Raw genomic sequence first — 16,427 nt, 5'->3', positions numbered from 1 at the left:
AAATTTCCTACTTTTAATTGGCGGCAACGCCAATTACCACTGAAATTCCGCGGAAAAGTCGGGATTCTTTCCGCGAAATTTCTCCATATCGCGACGTTCTTTCTTCGTCGGGCGCCCACTCCCGCGTTCACGCTGGGCGAAGGAGACCCCCAGCCGAGGCCTCGGCTCACTGAGATCCTCGTAGCACAGCTTCGCAAAGGGATAGCCCAGACGCTTCACAAGAAGCTTGCGAACAATAAGGACACGGTCGAAACCCTCCACCCGCAGACGGACCTCATCGCCCATCCGCACTTTCTGCGCAGCTTTTACCGATTCCCCGTTGAGCTTGACGTGTCCGGCGCGAGCAGCCGCCGTCGCCTGAGAACGCGACTTCACCTGGCGAGTTGCCCACAGCCATGTGTCAATGCGCATGGTTTCGCCACTCGCGAGCGCCCCCTGAGGGACCTCACGCGGTTCATCAACTGCGCTCACGCCCGGCTTTTCACTCATGGCAGCATCTTAACTCCCACGCGCTTGCAGCCTTCTTACTCCCCCACCGCCCACACAAGTGGCGTTCCGCCACTCAGCGCCCACTCGGCCTCGTTTGTGGCAAAGAAAGGAGCAAGATGCCAAGATGAAGCGATGGAGTGCGAACATTTAACAAGCGGACAGTGCCATTCGTGTCCATTAATGCCCACTCCCTATGATCTTCAGCTTGCACGGCGTCAAAGTACGGTCAAAAAGATCCTTGCCGGCATCCCCCACGCATCCGCCATGCAGTGGCTCCCTCCTGCGGCCTCGACACCTTCTCACTATCGAACGAAGGCAAAGTTCGCGATCGGCGGCACGGCCGAGCATCCAACTCTGGGCATCACCGGCCCAGCGCCCACGTACGCCGGCGTCGACCTTCCTCACTGCATCGCACACACCGACACCATCGCTCGAAGCATTGATCCCCTCAAGGAATTCATTAGGAGCACCGGAATTGAGCCCTATGACATCACGAAACGCACAGGCGAACTCAAACAGATTCTTGTGACCCAGGGCTCCGATGAAACCTTGATGATCCGTTTCGTGATGCGATCGAAGCGCGAACTGGCGAAACTGCGTTCTCGCCTGCCTCTTCTGCAATCCCTCATCCCCACGCTCCAGGTCGTCACCGTCAACATCCTTCCCATTCACGCGGCCCTTGTTGAGGGCGATGAAGAAATTGTGATCTCCGAGCAAACGACCCTGCCAATGCTCGTCGGCGATGTCGAACTGCACTTGGGGCCGAGGTCTTTTTCGCAAACCAACACGGGCGTGGCCTCGGAACTGTATCGCCAAGTCGCGCAGTGGGCGCGCAGCAGCGGTGCAACCTCGCTGTGGGATCTGTACTGCGGAGTGGGTGGTTTTGCCCTGCATGCGGCGCTTGGCGGGGTTAAGCGTGTAAGCGGCGTTGAGATTTCTCCCGAGGCCATCGCCTCGGCCCAGCGCACCGCCGCCGATGCTGGGGTGTGCGATAGTGTAACGTTCATTGCCGCAGACGCCGCACAGTGGGCTTTCGACCAGGGCGTTGACGCCTGTCCCGAGGCTATCGTCGTCAATCCCCCGCGGCGCGGCATTGGTGAGGCTTTGGCGGGGTGGATTAATGATTCACGCGCGCACTACGTGATCTATTCCTCGTGCAACCCCAAGTCGCTTGCTCGCGATCTGAAACGAATGCCGAATTATGCCCCGCTACAGGCGCGACTCTTCGATATGTTCCCCCACACCGAACACATGGAGTGCGCGCTGTTGCTGGAAAAATTGCCCTAGTGTGGCGGGGACGTCGAGTGTGCGATGGTGCAGATGCGGATCAGGTGTGCGCGATGTGACCGCGCCTTGTAGAACATTCAATCCAAAGCTAAGCTCGTCAATAGACGATGTGCTTTTGTATCAACAATGAGTACACTGAAAAAATCCTGAATCACGACGTTTTAAACACGCATCAAAAACTGGGGGACATAATGAGAAAAAGCCGGAGAGTTCTGGCTACAGGCGCTGGGCTGGCCCTTTTCGCCGCAGGTACGGTAACAATGTTTGCGCCTCGCGGCGCTCAAGCCGATGACCAGGCCTTCCCTCTTTCGCAGTACGCCTCTTCTACAACGACGACTGTGTGTAATACCGATCCTGTGATCACGACCTATCACGGTACCGTCGTAGTAAATATCCCGATCACCACGCTTCTTGCAGGCCACGAGGCCGAAATCCGCGCTGCAGCTGCGCAGGGGCTCTCCCCCCACGATTCCGGTAGCTCCTACAACTCCGACATCACACTGACCGTGAGTGTCCCTGAGGAAGTCAATTTGGGGACGTCTCGCGCGAGATCTACCTCGTCAATGCTCGCCTACACCTGGTTCTCCCCCAACTCTGACCGCACACAGGTCACGGCGAACATCCAGTTCAAGGATCTGAACTGGCAGCAGCTGCTCGACATCTACGATGCAGAGAAAGCCAACCCCGGCCAGCACACGATCAAGGTCCAGGTCCCCTATGCCATTGGCACAACTGACCCCACGGAAGCGACTCGACTGGCCAGCGAACAGGTTACCGTTACAGGTAAGTTCAATTTCTTCGCTTCATCGACCACCCCCGCTCAGGTCTTTAACTTCGACACGAAGACCCTGACGCTGGCGGAGTCGCCTACCGACTGCTTCGCGTCCGCACCAACCCGGACAACGCGCTGGGTTGACGAAGAAGACGGCCACGACTTGCAGCCCCCGAAGACCGGACCGAATTTCTTCCAAGCCGCAGGAATTCCCGACTACGAATTCTCCACCTGGGAGCTCTCTTCGGATCGCTTGACCGGCATTTACAAGTACAAGAAGGCTTTCGGCTCTCTTCCGGTCAACGGTGATGACCCGGCGATCGACACCGATTTTAAAATCGGCACCGATGAGAACCCCCCAACTCAGAAGGAAGAGATCCACGCCGAGAATAAGAACTCGCTTCTGACCATCGAGAACGTCGTTCACTTGAATGACCTTCGCGGTGGACGCATTGCGGATCTCCTCCAGAAATACGACGAGACTCCCAACGCTTTCGACGATATTGCGCTGAAGAATGCTCACTTGGGCTTCACAACCCAGATCACTCTTCCTGCACAGCTAAAGTTTTCTGACCCCTCGGCCATCTCGGTGACCGGGCTTCCCCAGGGCTTCTCAGCGAAGACAGTGGCAATTAATGGACAGACCGCAACGGTCACCGTTGACTTCGATAACCCCGATCAGATCACCACCATTGAAGCCCTCAAGGATGCGATGGCGGGGCTTCAAGGTGAAGCAGTGATCACCATTAAGAAGATTGCCTTCACTGATTCCGCAACTGCCGATTCGGATTACACGATCGATCACCTCACACAGGGCACTATCTCGGTTGATGTCGAGAAGCAACTCGGTGCCATCGTCATACCCGGGCAGCCTTCACCCGCATGCCCTCCGACTATGGGCGAATACGAAACTGTCGAACCGGCCGAGCCTCACCCTGTTCTTGGAACAGTATTCGATCCCCCGTCGCCTGCTTGTCCTCCTTCGGACATCCCTTTTAGCGCCGGATGGAGGCTCCCCATGACCGGCCCTTCTGCCGGATGGGACGAAGCTCCGCTCATGAAGCACACCTTGAAGTACACGACCAGCGAGTCGCATCCCTACGTGACGCGCCTGTCCTTTAAGCCTGGTCCGACGCCGACACCGACGACGGTCACGCCCTCGGTTCCTCCCACGCCTGCAACGCAGCTCGCCAAGACCGGTGCTATCACCGGTGGAGTGCTGCTGCTCGCTGCCGGGACAAGCGCTATTGGCGCCGCGACAATGCGGAAGAAGCGCTCGTAATTCGCATTTCATAGTCATAAGGCGGGGGTGCCGGTGATTCACCGGCACCCCCGCCTTATGTGTGGTGGGGAGCTGCCCCTCAGCTCAGCTCCCCACCGGGATACTCACCTCAATTCATGCGCCGCCTGCGCAGCGCATAGCCCGCAGCTGTCAGAAGGGCAGCACTGATCAAGATCGTGCTTGTTTCGCCACCTGTGCGAGCAAGAGATGACTTCTTGCCCTTGCGAGTGCTCTTCTTCTTTCCATCCTTTGCCGAGGCCGTGCCCGCTTGCTCTGCAGAGGCGGAGCCAGCCTGCTGTGCGCCGCTTTGAGAAGGATCGGCGCTAGGCTGGGTACTTGGATCCCCGCTAGGCTGGGTACTTGGATCCCCGCTTGGCTGGGTGGTGGGATCCGTTGTCGGCTGAGTACTTGGATCCGTCGTTGGGTCCGGAGTTGGGTCCGCCGTTGGATCCGGAGTCGGTGCCGGCAGCGAGACGCTGAGCGCAGTGCTCAAGCCAATGCGTGCGTTCGCCCGCATTGTTGTGCATGCCTCCGGAGTCGGATCAGCCATGCAATCCACGCCAAGAAGATCGTTGGTCGTAGGACGCTCGATCTTCACCATGCGGAGATTGTCGAATAAGACCGGCGCATCGCCCTCATCAGCGGCGATGGTGAAACGCACCTTCGTTCCATCCTTCGTGACCGTGAAAGTCACAGGAACGCGTTGGAAGGAACTAGGATCGCTATTGGTCCGGTGCTTCTGATCCGCAGCCATCCAGTTTTCGGCCCAGGTCCGGTCAATGACGGTCTCCGGGTTTGCAGCAGGATCGGTATCGTTCACCGTCTGGACATCCAGATAGTTCTGTCCGACCAGTCCTTCAGCATTTGTATTCACCGTCAGCGCTTGTTCATCATCCAAGGAGCGAGCACGGCGTGCACTTCGCGTACCAGCACTGCGGTCGCTACCCGAAACAGCTGCGCGCGTCGTTCCGTCGGGAACAAGAACGCCCAGCTCGGCGATTGCAAGTAGGCCATCGGGTTGGTCGGCCTTGGTCTTGTAATTGCTCAGGACTCGGATGCGAACATACTTCGCGTTCACGGCCTCGTCGAAGGTAATGCGCTGAGCAAGAGCCGTGTTTCTCAAAGTGCCTTCGGCGACCTTCTGATTGATGTTCGCTGCGTCTTGGCCAACATAGACCTCGTAGGCCTTGGGCCGGCCATTAGCTTGCCCCGCGCGTCCTGCGATCGACAGGCCACCGATACTCACCGGCTGTGCGCCAGTGGGATCGTTTCCTTCGAAGAGTGCGAGATCAATCGTGCTGGGGTGATCGGTGAGGTTGACCCAATCCTTGTCGTAGAAGGTCGTCAGGTCCTTGTCGAACATGTTCGAGGCCGGGTTCCCTTCGTAGGCAGCGGGTGCGCTGACCAGCTGGAGGGCTCCCGTGTAGTCCTTAAGCGTCAGAGTCGGAGTGGGCTCAGGGGCGGGGGTGTCACCACCCTCGGTAGCGTTTCCACACAGGACGCGGGCATTACCCCAGTTCGCGTGGTCGTTACCGTTGCCATTGCCGCCGTCTCCAACGATCAAGCGGATGTACTTCATCCCTCGAACATTGCCCGAGATGTCCCTCGGTTCGCTTCCTCCCCTGATGACCGAAGTTTCTGGAACGACATCGGACCAGTTGGAACCGTCAGCGCTACCGATGACGTGGAAGGTCACTGAGCCACTCCACTGTCCATCCTGCACGCCAACCGTTGCCTTGAAGGTTGTGCACTTTCCTTCCAGTTCGAAACCGAGGTCACTGGGAGCGTGTGCGCCCAGACCCTTGGCATAGGGCTGATCATTCATCGAGATCGGATCACCGTCTCCTGCTTGATCTTCACCGACCTCGCTATCACGTTCGACAGGTCCCCAGCCGTTGGAGTTCCACGTCGATGAGAAGGGGATGTCAGATAGGTAGTTGACGGCATTGGATCTGATGGATCCCAGGGCTGTCACACTCGTTGTGCCCACAGCGGTACGGTCCTCATCACCGATCCGGTAGTGGGCCTGGTGCGTCAAGGTGACGGCATTGCCGCCGGCCCCTTCGGGAATGCTCACTGTCCACGTGGTGGTGAAGGTTTCTCCCTTGGCAAGAGTCTCGGCAGTCGTGGGCGAAGTCGCCTGTGCGCTCCACCCAGCCGGAAGACTCAATTCGCTGCGGACATTGGTGACGTCCGCGGACTCATTATTCACCAAGGTCGTTGTCACTTGGACGGTCTTGCCTTCGATCGCGCTTCCCTGGGTTGCGATGCTCGCAGCAGCGCAGGCGGGGACGTCGGCGGTTGTTCCAAGATCTTCGACTCGGAAGTTATCGATCGAGAAATCGTTTCCTGACTTTCCTCCCTGGACGTTGTAGAGGCCAACCCAGTAGGAGCCGCAAGCACCAACATTGAGTTCTTCAACGAAGTGCGAGGGCCTCTCCGTTTGGGGAAGGAGCGTCGAATCGAGATAGTTCGCACTGACTCCGTCAGATCCCGCAGAATCGTATGCGGTGACCCAGTAGTATGAACCGCTCACGGCGTTGTCGTAATCGTAGGAAATACGGTAGCGGTGTCCCGCCTGCAGATTCACGGTCTGCGGAACAGTCCGGTAGACAAGACCGCCGTTTTCTTCATGGCTCTTCAGCGACCAGTGTCCCGCGATCGCATCATCCGTCGCCTTTCGTGAACGATCGGGAAGGACTCCGCCTCGTTGAGTGTAGGGAGCGTTCAGCGAGGCCAGGACTGTGCGCGGGTCCGTGATATTGCCGGCGTCGCCCTTGACGAAGGGGCCCCAGCCTTCCGCAATATTCTCGAAGTCCTCAAATACTGTCGTCACAGGCTTGTCTCGAGTAGCCCCCAAGTCCCCATTTCGCTGCTGCGATCCAGCGCTTGTCACTCCATCTCCCGAGGCGGAAATAGTGACCTTGCGGGTCTTTCCATTGTTGATTTGGAGCCACGCGCTGCCCTGGTAGGTTCCTGCGTTCAGGGTCATCTCTTGGGACAGCGAGGCCTTGCCTGCACCCAGTTGCGCGACAGGATCACCGTGAGGATCCTTCACGACGCTCACTGAACCAGCCGTTGTGTAGCCACTCAAGCTTCCCGAGTTAAATCCGGGATCAGCGAAGACGGTTCCTGCACCCCATGCGGGGGTTGAGACGGCTGCGGGAGCGTTTTCTGGAACCAGCACGAAGGCCGTGTGGTCACGATCGCTTTCAGCCACTCCGTCATAGACCGAGGCCGGGATGGTGACCTTTCCGCCGGAAATAGCCAGATCAGTGACCTTCACGCGTCCTTGATCGGTGAGTCGGTAGAGAGCCAGAGACCCAACACCTTGGTACGACTTCGTCAGCGTCCACTCCGTTGCAGTTCCAGCGGGGTTGTAGTAGTACAGGCGATCTGCCCCGGCAGAAGTTCCGTTGTCCTTCCACGGCAAGAGGTAGCTATCGCCTCGAAGGACTGTTGCCCCGTCGTAGACAAATTCACGCGAGGAAGACATGTCTGCCTGAATCGTCCCAACGACGTAGCTAGCCTCTGTTTGAGCAGTAACCGCCGTCGCCCCTGAAGCCACCGTTCCATTGGCAAATGTGTAGGTGTGCTTCGTCTTGCCATCCCCTGCATCCGCGGTGTCGTAGCGCATGATGCGAGAGTTCTGGAGGAACTTGCTGGGCAGGTTGTTTGACCAAATATTGCGATAGAACGCGTCTTGGTCTTGGTGGCCAGTCCAGCCTTCGAACTCGACAATCTGGGGGTAGCCCAAGACAACGTTCGGGTTCCAATTGTCCTTATTCGCATTGTCGACGAAGCGGATGACCTGGGAGTTCAAGCCCTTGTTGGTTGCACCACCGTAGTGCTCGTCATTCGACCAGTGTGACCACAGCGAGTGCCTCTCGAAGCGGTCTGCCCATTCAGATCCGACTTCCCATCCCATCTTGTTGAGTTCGTTGCCCAAGCGGTCAGCTTGCCAGCCCGAACCGTAGTAGACGTCGATGTAGATCCAGCGGAAATTCGGGTACTTGCTTAAGGGGAATTGATTGCGCAATTCCTGGAAGCGATTAACGGCACCGCCATTGCCCAAGTCGTCACGCTGATTGACGTAGTAGGACTGGTTGAGCCAGTTCCACCCGCGGCCACCGGTGAAGGGAAGAGAATGGAAAGAGTTTGCTTCCGGGTAGGCCTCGGTCGTATTGACGTGAACGCCGTAGATCGCATTGACATCCTTCGTGCTGGCGAAGAGGGTGCCGAAGTCGGCCTCGCCACCGGCGCGAGTATTGACGTTACCGCCGTAGTCCATGTGGCCCGAATCGTGGCCTTCAGAGGCATAGCCCTTGACCATGACGCGCTGCCCCAGGCCGTCAGTCGCAAGGCTCACGCGCTTGACGTCATCGGCGATCTGGAGGAAGGGATGGGTTGCGGCCGAACCGAAATCGAAGGGAATGTGGGTGACAACCCACTTATGATTGTCGGCTGCGCCGGTGATCTCGGGAGTGATATCCGCATAGGCAACTGCGGCATCTTGCCAATCAACGCCGCCCGAAGAGTTCGCGTCTCCTGTGAAGACAAGTGTCGTGTAGGGGCGTTCTTCGTCCCCAATAGCATCCGTCGCGGCCTCGGAACGGTAGGTCCACTGACCGTTTTGCGCGATCAGAGTCTTGATGCCGTTTTGTTCGATAACTTGGCGCTTCCACCTGGAATTCCAGTTGTTTTCATAGCCGTGAGGCTGGTCGTAGGTTGCGTTGGTTTCCATACCGACGGCGACCTTATTGGTGTTGACCATGAGGTAGGCGCTGGGTTGTTCGTAGTAATCAATGGGTGTCGAGGCGGTGATGCTGGCAAAAGTATCGTCAACACCCGCATAGGAGTCGCCATTGGCTGCGCCTCGGGATACTCCCGTGATGCCGCATGCGTATGCTCCGCCTTGGTCTGCATTTACTGAGACGAGGCCGTGGCCGGGAATTTCCACCGTGTGCGCGCCGCTCATCTCAGTGATGCGGAAGGTCAAAGTCGGTCGCTTTGCGCCCTCCGTTCCTTGGGAGCGGGAGGTAATTTCCTGTACCTCGATCTCGGCTTTCATCGTGATCTCACTGCCGACGAAAGTTACCGTGTAGGCGACTTTCTGGTCGGAAACACGCTGCGCTTCAACAGTGTCGACGGTGTATTGGTTTCCGTCGATCGTGACCTGGTGAAGCGTTTCCGCGCGGCCGCCAACGGGGTTTCCCGCAAAGGTATATCCGGTGACCTGCGGGAATTCGTGCGAGACCGTTGCACGAAGTTGTCCCGCGCTAATGGTCGTGGGCGCGTTGAGAATAACGGGGGTATCTGTTGCACCTTCAGTAGCATGTGCAACCGCTGATCCCGGAAGGGACAAGGCGAGTGCCCCAAGGATGGCCAGGGGTCGCCAAAAGACGCGTTTGTCTATCATCGTGTCGGGCTCCTTTGCCTAGACGTGACTCATCTATCTTCCAGCGAACATTCATCAAATGCAAGGAGTTTTTGAGAGGTATTTGTTCCACAGGTGGAGCACAGCTTGTCCATAATCCCTACAGAAACCGGCCGTGAATTCTAGGGGCATGAACAAGAATGACTTCCCCGCTCCGGCCACTCCTTCGGCCGATGACCTTGCCCGCTCTTTCGCTGCCCGCCAGCAGGCAGCCACCGCCCAGGCCACTCACGCAAGCTCGGCCTCGGCAGAACACAATACTCCTACCCAACGCACCCGCCCCGCGAAGCGTCGCCGCAAGGGACTGCGCAACGGAATCATCGCGGGTGCAACCGCGATCACGCTGGCTTTGGGTGGTACCACCGCGTGGGCCCTCAACCGCTACGTGATCGACCACGTTGAAGTCACCAGTGCTTCTTCGTACGAGGCCGCGCAGGGCAACGCGCAGACAACTTCTCTGAACACGGATAGCGCAACGATCACCTCGGATACCTACACGAACGGAAACACCACGATCTCCGTCAAGCAGGTCCAAAACAACGGCGTCACCTATTACGTCGCCGATGTCCAGCTCTCCGATGCCACTGCTCTACGTTCCGCTTTCGCAAACGATCAGTTCGGCGCGAACATCACGGACCTGGTGTCCTCGATCGCAACGGATAACAACGCGGTCTTCGCTATTAACGGCGACTACTACGGTTTCCGCTCGACGGGCATCGTGATCCGAAACGGCACAATCTACCGCGACAGTGGCGCTCGTCAGGGCCTGGCCATCTACAAGGACGGCACGATGAAGGTCTACGACGAAACGCAAACCAACGCTCAAACCCTGGTCAACGAGGGCGTGTGGCAGACTCTCTCCTTCGGTCCGGCTCTTTTGCAGGACGGCCAGGTGATCAGCGGAATCGACAACCTGGAGATCGATACCAACTTCGGTAACCACTCCATCCAGGGCAATCAGCCGCGAACCGCAATCGGAATCATCGACGACAACCACTTTGTCTTCGTCGTTGTGGATGGACGTTCTCGCACGTCAAGCGGCGTAACGATGAGCGGCCTAGCCAAAATCATGCAGAGCCTGGGCGCAAAGACCGCCTACAACTTGGACGGCGGCGGCTCTTCTGAAATGTGGTTCAACGGCCAAGTCGTCAACAACCCCTCTAACGGTGGCGAACGCGCTACCTCCGACATCATCTACATCACGAAGGGAGCTTGAGCCATGTACGTGTTAATTCCTGCTTACCAACCGGATGCACGGTTGCCGCGTCTCATCCTTGAGCTGCACCGAGCTGATTCAGCAATGCGCATTGTTGTGGTCGATGACGGTTCCGGCGAAGAATACCGGGAGATCTTCGATGCCTCGCGCACTGCGGGCGCACACGTCATCTCCTACGAAGGTAACCGCGGTAAGGGCTACGCACTTCGGGCTGGTTTCACCTACATTTACGAGCATGCCCAAAGCCTTGGAATCAATGACTGCGTTGTGACTGCAGATGCCGATGGCCAACACACACTGGTGGATATCTTCCGCGTGGGCCAGGCCTGCGCGACGTCCAATCAGAGTGTCCTGGGCGTCCGCGAGTTCGTCGGTCATGTTCCGGCGCGTTCGAGGATTGGAAATAGTGCGACCTCTGGGCTCTTTTGGCTTGCAACCGGCTGGAAGCTCAAGGATACCCAGACTGGACTCCGTGCCTTCCCGATTGATCTTTTGCCGACCTTGATCGATATTGAGGGCGATCGTTATGAGTACGAGCTGCGCGTCCTTTTGCAGCTTGCGAAGTACCGTCATCCGGTGACACAAATCCCGATTGAGACGATTTACGAGGCCGGCAACCCGACCTCTCACTTCCGTCCGCTGCAAGATTCCGCACGAATTTGGGCCCCGCTCCTGAAGTTCGCTGCTTCTTCTGGAATTGCGACCATTATCGACTACGTTTTGGTTCTTCTCTTGAACGCTCTCACGGGTACTTTGCTCTTCCCCGTTGTTGCTGCTCGTTTGGTCAGCGCTTCGGTGAACTTCACAATGAATCGCCATGTCTTCGAGGCCAAGAGCACCTCCCTGCGTCGCAGTGCGATGCGTTATGCGTCTCTGGCCCTTGCGGTCGTCGCCGGCTCCTACATCATGCTTTCCGTGATGACGAGCGTGGGGGTGCCGCTATGGCTGGCAAAGATCATCGCTGACACGACGATGTATCTGGTGTCCTACTCCGCGCAGAGCCGCTATGTCTTCGCTCCGGAGAAGGAGACGGCCTCCGGGCAAGAAAACACTTGTGGTCGCTCTACTCCTGTCCAAGCCGCGGCTGTGCACTCATTACGCGCACGTGCTGCAGTGGGTTCACATAACGATACACTTCGCTTGAGCCGTGCCTCCTAAAGGAGCCCTCGCGCGCTATCCTCAATGGCATAACTTTGGCTCATGTCCACGCACCAATTAAGGAGCACCCATGCGTATCGAGATTCTTAATACGCTTCCCGATTCTTCTCATGATCAGGTTCACGAGGCCTTTGATCGTTTGCTTCCGCAGCTGTCATCCTCTGCGCAGCCTTTGTCTATGGAACAGATTAAGGAGCTTTTTGACCAAGAATGCCTGCACCTGGTGTGCGCCGTTGATGATGAGGAGAAGATCGTGGGGATGCTCTCCCTGGTCGTCTTTGATATTCCAACGGGAAGGCGCGCGTGGATTGAAGATGTTGTAGCGGATCAGGCCGTGCGCGGACAGGGCGTTGGTCAAAGTCTTGTGGAAGCCGCAGTGGACCACGCCAAGGCGTTGGGGGCTCGGACAGTCGATCTGACATCCCGGCCGACGCGAGAGGCGGCGAACCGCCTCTACCGTCGGGTTGGTTTCCTTCAGCGCGAAACCAACGTCTACAGGAAGTCGTTCTAACCGTGTAGACCCAGAATGTGGGGTGGGGCAGCTAACGCTGCCCCACTTTTCTTTTAGAGAATCGTGTCGGAGATGACGTTCAGGATCCTCAGCAAGGTGTCGCGGTCGCTGCCGTCTACTGCGCTGAGAAGCCCGCTGCGGACTGCGCTTGCGAATACACTATTTGCGGCCTCGTAGGCCTTGCGCCCCTCGGGGGTGAGGCACACAAGAACAGAGCGTCGATCCGTTGACGATCCTTCTTTACTGATGAAGCCCTTTGCGACAAGACGGGAGATCGCGCGGCTGGTTCCAGAGCGCGTTAACGAGACAAGAGCCCCAAGCTCTCCAGAACGCATGGGCTGTTCTCCATTAGCAAGCTCATCGAGCATTTCAAACTCGATTAAAGCCAAAGGAGCGCTCTTGCTAATTTCGGAACCCAAGGCGCTCTGAACAGCACGCGTAACAGAACTCCACGCGTGCCAAAGCTCAGCTTCGCTCTCATCAAGGAGAGTCTCATTGCTTTGAGTAATCACCCTTTCAATTTATCAGCCTCAGAGAAATAAAACTACCCCCTGACCTGCGCAAATGCGCAAATAAACCGGACGAATTTTCATCGAAGTATTACAAACTAATATGATCTGACAACGATTGCATCTAAATAATTGAACAAAGTTGTTTTAGTGTCATCTCGCCTTTACTGAAACGAAGCGGGAGCCAATATATGCGACTCAATATTTACCATTGCACATATGTTCACCCGTTCCTGAATAAAATGTGCAGCGTAAAATGCAGGTATGACACCACGACTTGAGTCTAAAAATCCAGAACTCGACTCCAATACTCTTGATTATCTCCATTTCCTAGCTGATTCCCCAACGCCCTATCACGCGGCTTCCCTCGCCGCTCAGCGCCTCGAAGACGCGGGATTCACCCGACAAAGCGAAACAGAACCCTGGGACGCAAGCCCCGGTGGACATGTTATGGTTCGCGGCGGAGCCGTCATGGCATGGGTGGTTCCCCAGAACATCACCGATGCGACAGGATTCCGAATTGTCGGAGCACACACAGACTCCCCCGCTTTCACCCTTAAGCCCTCACCTCAGACCACGACAGGCGATGGCTGGGGACAGATCGAGGTCGAGGTCTACGGCGGGATGATCATGAATTCCTGGCTCGATCGCGAACTATGCGTTGCGGGTCGACTGATCATGGCCTCGGGAGAAGAAATCCTGGTTCGCACAGCACCACTGGCACGCATTCCTCAGCTCGCAATCCACCTCAACCGAGGCGTCAACGAGTCTTTGCACCTCGACCCCCAGAAGCATCTGCACCCCGTGTGGACGGTCGACACCCCAGATGCCTCGCTGATGGACACCATTGCCCGCGCTGCTGGTCTGGAAAACGCAAACGAGGTAGTTTCTTTCGATCTGATCTGCACTCCCTCACAAGGTCCCGCTACCTTTGGCTCGGAGGCACAATTTGTTGCCGCTGGACGCCAGGACAATCTCTCTTCGGTCCATCCTGCATTGACGGCACTGGAAGACATTGCAGGAATGGGCATTCCTGAAGGCGGAGACATTATTGTCTTGTCGTGCTTCGACCATGAAGAAGTGGGTTCCGAATCGCGCACAGGCGCGGCCGGCCCGATCCTCGAAGACGTTTTGCGTCGCACTGCTTGGGCGCTTGGACGTGATGAAGACGGCTACGCACGCATGATTGCTTCGTCCACTTGCGTGAGTGCCGATGCTGCGCACTCGGTGCACCCGAATTACCCCGAGGTGCACGATCCTTCGCATCACCCGGTCATGGGCCGTGGCCCGGTCGTCAAGATCAACGCGAAGCAGCGCTACGCAACAAACGGTGTGGGTATCGCCCTGTGGAAGCGTGCATGCACACGTGCAGGAGTCTCTTCACAGGACTTCGTATCGAATAACGCCTCGCCCTGTGGGACAACGATCGGCCCAATCACCGCAACGCGTCTAGGTATCGAGACCGTTGACGTGGGTGTTGGATTGCTCTCTATGCACTCGGCTCGCGAGATGAGCCACGTCCAAGATCTTCTTGATCTTCGCAAGGTGTTGGCTGCCTACTGGCTTGGCGCCTGATTGATTGACATGCCGTGGTGCCCGGGTGAGTTCTCACCCGGGCACCAGCATGTCTTAGTTAAACGCAGCAGCGAGCTCGCCGCTCAGAGCTCGCGCAATCGTCCGCCTGAAGCGTTCATTCATCGGCGGAAGCTCATCGCCTCGAACAAAAGCAGCTTGAGTATTTTCCCCATCGGCCGGGAAGGGTTCTCCGTCCTCCCACTCGCAAGCAAACGCCAGGTCGAGATAGGTTGTTTGGTCCCCATTCTCATAGATCACAGGACCCACGACTTCGACGCTGATCAGACGCTGTGCACGTGCCTTGCAGGCCGTCTCTTCGAGGATTTCGCGACATGCGGCTTGAGCGGGCTCCTCTCCCGGATCGATAATCCCGGTCACTGGAGTCCACTGATGGTTGTCTGCGCGTTGGACAACCAAGATCTCGACGGAAGCGGGGTCGATGGGGGCATTCCAATCGATGCTCGCGCCATCGCGGCCTCGAAGAACGACCGCGGTGCAGCCCGAAAGCCAGAGCGGGGAATTGCCCACATGCTTACGGAGTTCAAGAATAAAGTCCGGTGTAGCCACTGATCCTCCTACTCACAGTGTCCAAATAAACGGGATCAAGAAGATCTTGACGATGATGGCGAAAGCAAACATCGTTGCGTAGGCGGCCTCGATTCGTTCATCGGCCACCCGCGCATCGGCAGCCTGCAAAACTGCCGGCTGGCCCAAGAACCCAGCGACAGCACCCGCACTACGAGGCGCAGACAAACCCAGGAAGCGGCCCGCAATAGCCTGCGCGACGCAACATGCCGCAACGATGATCAGCGCGAGGAGGGCCGCCCTCCACCCTTGGGGACTGGCTAATAGCTCAACGAAAGCAGGGCCGGCGTTAAGACCCAGAGCTGCCAAGAAGAGCATGAGGCCAATGGAACGGATCGTGATGTTCGCCGAGGCCGGCAGGGTCCATACCAGCGGGCCTGTGCGACGAAGCGCGCCAAGGAGCATACCGACAATGAGCGGGCCCGCAGCTGAGCCCAGCTGGAAGGTTGCTCCGCCAAACATGGGGAAGGGAATTGCCCCGAGCGCCATTCCCAGAACCATGCCGATTCCAAAGGCCATTCCATCGACTTCACTCACGCGACGCTCGGAGTCACCGAGGAAGCTTTGGACATTGTCGAGTTCTTCTTGAGGGACAACAACTGCGGCATGGTCACCAAGGTTGAGTTTGAGGTCATCGCAGGCGAGCAGGTCCAGATCGCCGCGTCGAACTCGCGTAATAGCCGCACCGAAGCGGGTCGCCATATTGAGTTCCGCAATCGATCGTCCAGCTACGTCTGGGCTGGAGACGACGATGCGTTCAAAGGCCACGTCTGAGCGATCATCGGCCAAGTGCGCCTCGGTCTGGACACCGAGCTGTTCGACAACTTCTGCGATTGCCGAAGAGCCGCCAACGAGAACAACTAGATCTCCCTTGCGCAGTTCTTCGCCGGGAATCAAAACTCGCGTACGCCCCTCGCGCTGCAGGTAGGACATGCGGACACGTCCTTCTCGCCAGGCGGGGATCTTTCGGGTTGTCACAGCCCGCTCAACGCGGACAGTTACCGCGTCTAATCCCGCACCCGCGAGTGAAGGGGTGTCTTTTTCGCCGATCCACTTGCGCGTCACTGTCATCGTGACGACGATGATGCCGACGATCACGCCAATGGGGTACCCGAAGGCGTAGCCCACTGCAGCATCCGGGCTTCCACTGACGCGCGTGGCCGCGTCGAGTGCAGGGGCCGCGGTCAGTGCGCCCGTATACAAACCAGTGACGAGGCCTTTGCCCAGTCCCAGGAAATGGCCACCCACCCAGGCAATGACAGCTCCGACGATACAGATAATGGTCGCAGAGCCCAGGAGAGAACTCTGGCGCCGCAGATCAGCGAAAAATGTCGATCCTGCGGCAATGCCGACTGTGTAGACGAAGAAGGCCAATCCAATTTGTTGAATAATCGCGGTCCCATGCCCTGCTTCGGGACTATATGCAGAGACCAAGAGACCAACAAAGAGAGCTCCGGCCGCACCGAAACGGAAGGGCCCGACACGAATCGCCCCTAAAATAGCTCCGAGTCCAACAACAAGGAATAGAGTCAGAAGATGGTTCTGTGCGAGGAATTGGGCCATAAGGACTAAGGGTAGCTTCCAGTGGAGAGGAAACCCAGAGTAT

The 16,427-nt window shown here is 57.5% G+C and carries 11 protein-coding genes; 6 read left to right on the top strand and 5 right to left on the bottom strand.

Annotated features, from left to right (window positions below; genetic code table 11):
• Window positions 1-33: 33 nt before the first annotated feature.
• A complete protein-coding gene (locus BQ8011_RS03150; protein WP_072457322.1) occupies window positions 34-489 on the bottom strand; it encodes an RNA-binding S4 domain-containing protein in 456 nt (151 codons plus the stop codon).
• Window positions 490-669: 180 nt separating this feature from the next.
• Here BQ8011_RS03150 and BQ8011_RS03145 point away from each other — a divergent pair, with 180 nt between their 5' ends.
• Both BQ8011_RS03145 and BQ8011_RS03140 read left to right on the top strand, forming a co-directional pair.
• Entirely contained in the window at window positions 670-1,776 is a 1,107-nt protein-coding gene (locus BQ8011_RS03145) for a methyltransferase domain-containing protein (protein WP_072457320.1), read from the top strand.
• Window positions 1,777-2,036: 260 nt separating this feature from the next.
• Window positions 2,037-3,830, top strand: a complete 1,794-nt coding sequence (locus tag BQ8011_RS03140; protein WP_231945359.1) for a cell wall protein — start codon at window positions 2,037-2,039, stop codon at window positions 3,828-3,830.
• Window positions 3,831-3,939: 109 nt separating this feature from the next.
• Here the strand turns inward: BQ8011_RS03140 and BQ8011_RS03135 are convergent, their stop codons facing one another.
• On the bottom strand, window positions 3,940-9,249 hold the full coding sequence (locus BQ8011_RS03135) for an endo-alpha-N-acetylgalactosaminidase family protein (RefSeq protein ID WP_072457316.1): 5,310 nt from the start codon (window positions 9,247-9,249) through the stop codon (window positions 3,940-3,942).
• Window positions 9,250-9,397: 148 nt separating this feature from the next.
• Between BQ8011_RS03135 and BQ8011_RS03130 the strand changes: the two genes are divergently transcribed.
• The 3 genes from BQ8011_RS03130 (at window position 9,398) to BQ8011_RS03120 (ending at window position 12,152) form a co-directional block, all read left to right on the top strand.
• Entirely contained in the window at window positions 9,398-10,483 is a 1,086-nt protein-coding gene (locus tag BQ8011_RS03130; protein WP_072457315.1) for a phosphodiester glycosidase family protein, read from the top strand.
• Window positions 10,484-10,486: 3 nt separating this feature from the next.
• Window positions 10,487-11,641, top strand: a complete 1,155-nt coding sequence (locus tag BQ8011_RS03125) for a bifunctional glycosyltransferase family 2/GtrA family protein (protein WP_083429982.1) — start codon at window positions 10,487-10,489, stop codon at window positions 11,639-11,641.
• A gap of 70 nt (window positions 11,642-11,711) precedes the next feature.
• Window positions 11,712-12,152, top strand: a complete 441-nt coding sequence (locus BQ8011_RS03120) for a GNAT family N-acetyltransferase (RefSeq protein ID WP_072457313.1) — start codon at window positions 11,712-11,714, stop codon at window positions 12,150-12,152.
• A gap of 53 nt (window positions 12,153-12,205) precedes the next feature.
• Here BQ8011_RS03120 and BQ8011_RS03115 read toward each other — a convergent pair whose 3' ends face one another.
• Window positions 12,206-12,664 carry a MarR family winged helix-turn-helix transcriptional regulator gene (locus BQ8011_RS03115; protein WP_072457311.1) on the bottom strand — a complete coding sequence of 153 codons (459 nt, stop codon included), beginning with the start codon at window positions 12,662-12,664 and terminating at the stop codon, window positions 12,206-12,208.
• Window positions 12,665-12,925: 261 nt separating this feature from the next.
• Here BQ8011_RS03115 and BQ8011_RS03110 point away from each other — a divergent pair, with 261 nt between their 5' ends.
• Complete coding sequence (locus BQ8011_RS03110) at window positions 12,926-14,236, top strand: M18 family aminopeptidase (protein WP_072457309.1); 1,311 nt, start codon at window positions 12,926-12,928, stop codon at window positions 14,234-14,236.
• 54 nt (window positions 14,237-14,290) lie between these two features.
• On the opposite strand, the gene BQ8011_RS03105 is transcribed toward BQ8011_RS03110, so the two are convergent.
• Together BQ8011_RS03105 and BQ8011_RS03100 are read right to left on the bottom strand one after the other, a co-directional pair.
• Window positions 14,291-14,803, bottom strand: a complete 513-nt coding sequence (locus BQ8011_RS03105) for an NUDIX hydrolase (protein ID WP_072457307.1) — start codon at window positions 14,801-14,803, stop codon at window positions 14,291-14,293.
• A 12-nt stretch (window positions 14,804-14,815) separates the two neighbouring features.
• Window positions 14,816-16,384 (bottom strand): aspartate:alanine exchanger family transporter, encoded by a 1,569-nt coding sequence (locus tag BQ8011_RS03100; protein WP_072457305.1) that lies wholly within the window; start codon window positions 16,382-16,384, stop codon window positions 14,816-14,818.
• Window positions 16,385-16,427 lie beyond the last annotated feature (43 nt).

This window comes from Actinomyces marseillensis (genome assembly GCF_900155605.1).
GTDB lineage: Bacteria > Actinomycetota > Actinomycetes > Actinomycetales > Actinomycetaceae > Pauljensenia > Pauljensenia marseillensis.
The sequence above is the reverse complement of the archived record's forward strand: the minus strand, read 5'-3'. Positions and strand labels throughout refer to the sequence as shown.

What these genes read in the sequence shown, in the direction of transcription:
- BQ8011_RS03150 (WP_072457322.1), bottom strand. Translation starts at nt 489, where the DNA reads ATGAGTGAAAAGCCGGGCGTGAGCGCAGTTGATGAACCGCGTGAGGTC.
- BQ8011_RS03145 (WP_072457320.1), top strand. Translation starts at nt 670, where the DNA reads ATGCCCACTCCCTATGATCTTCAGCTTGCACGGCGTCAAAGTACGGTC.
- BQ8011_RS03140 (WP_231945359.1), top strand. Translation starts at nt 2,037, where the DNA reads ATGTTTGCGCCTCGCGGCGCTCAAGCCGATGACCAGGCCTTCCCTCTT.
- BQ8011_RS03135 (WP_072457316.1), bottom strand. Translation starts at nt 9,249, where the DNA reads ATGATAGACAAACGCGTCTTTTGGCGACCCCTGGCCATCCTTGGGGCA.
- BQ8011_RS03130 (WP_072457315.1), top strand. Translation starts at nt 9,398, where the DNA reads ATGAACAAGAATGACTTCCCCGCTCCGGCCACTCCTTCGGCCGATGAC.
- BQ8011_RS03125 (WP_083429982.1), top strand. Translation starts at nt 10,487, where the DNA reads ATGTACGTGTTAATTCCTGCTTACCAACCGGATGCACGGTTGCCGCGT.
- BQ8011_RS03120 (WP_072457313.1), top strand. Translation starts at nt 11,712, where the DNA reads ATGCGTATCGAGATTCTTAATACGCTTCCCGATTCTTCTCATGATCAG.
- BQ8011_RS03110 (WP_072457309.1), top strand. Translation starts at nt 12,926, where the DNA reads ATGACACCACGACTTGAGTCTAAAAATCCAGAACTCGACTCCAATACT.
- BQ8011_RS03100 (WP_072457305.1), bottom strand. Translation starts at nt 16,384, where the DNA reads ATGGCCCAATTCCTCGCACAGAACCATCTTCTGACTCTATTCCTTGTT.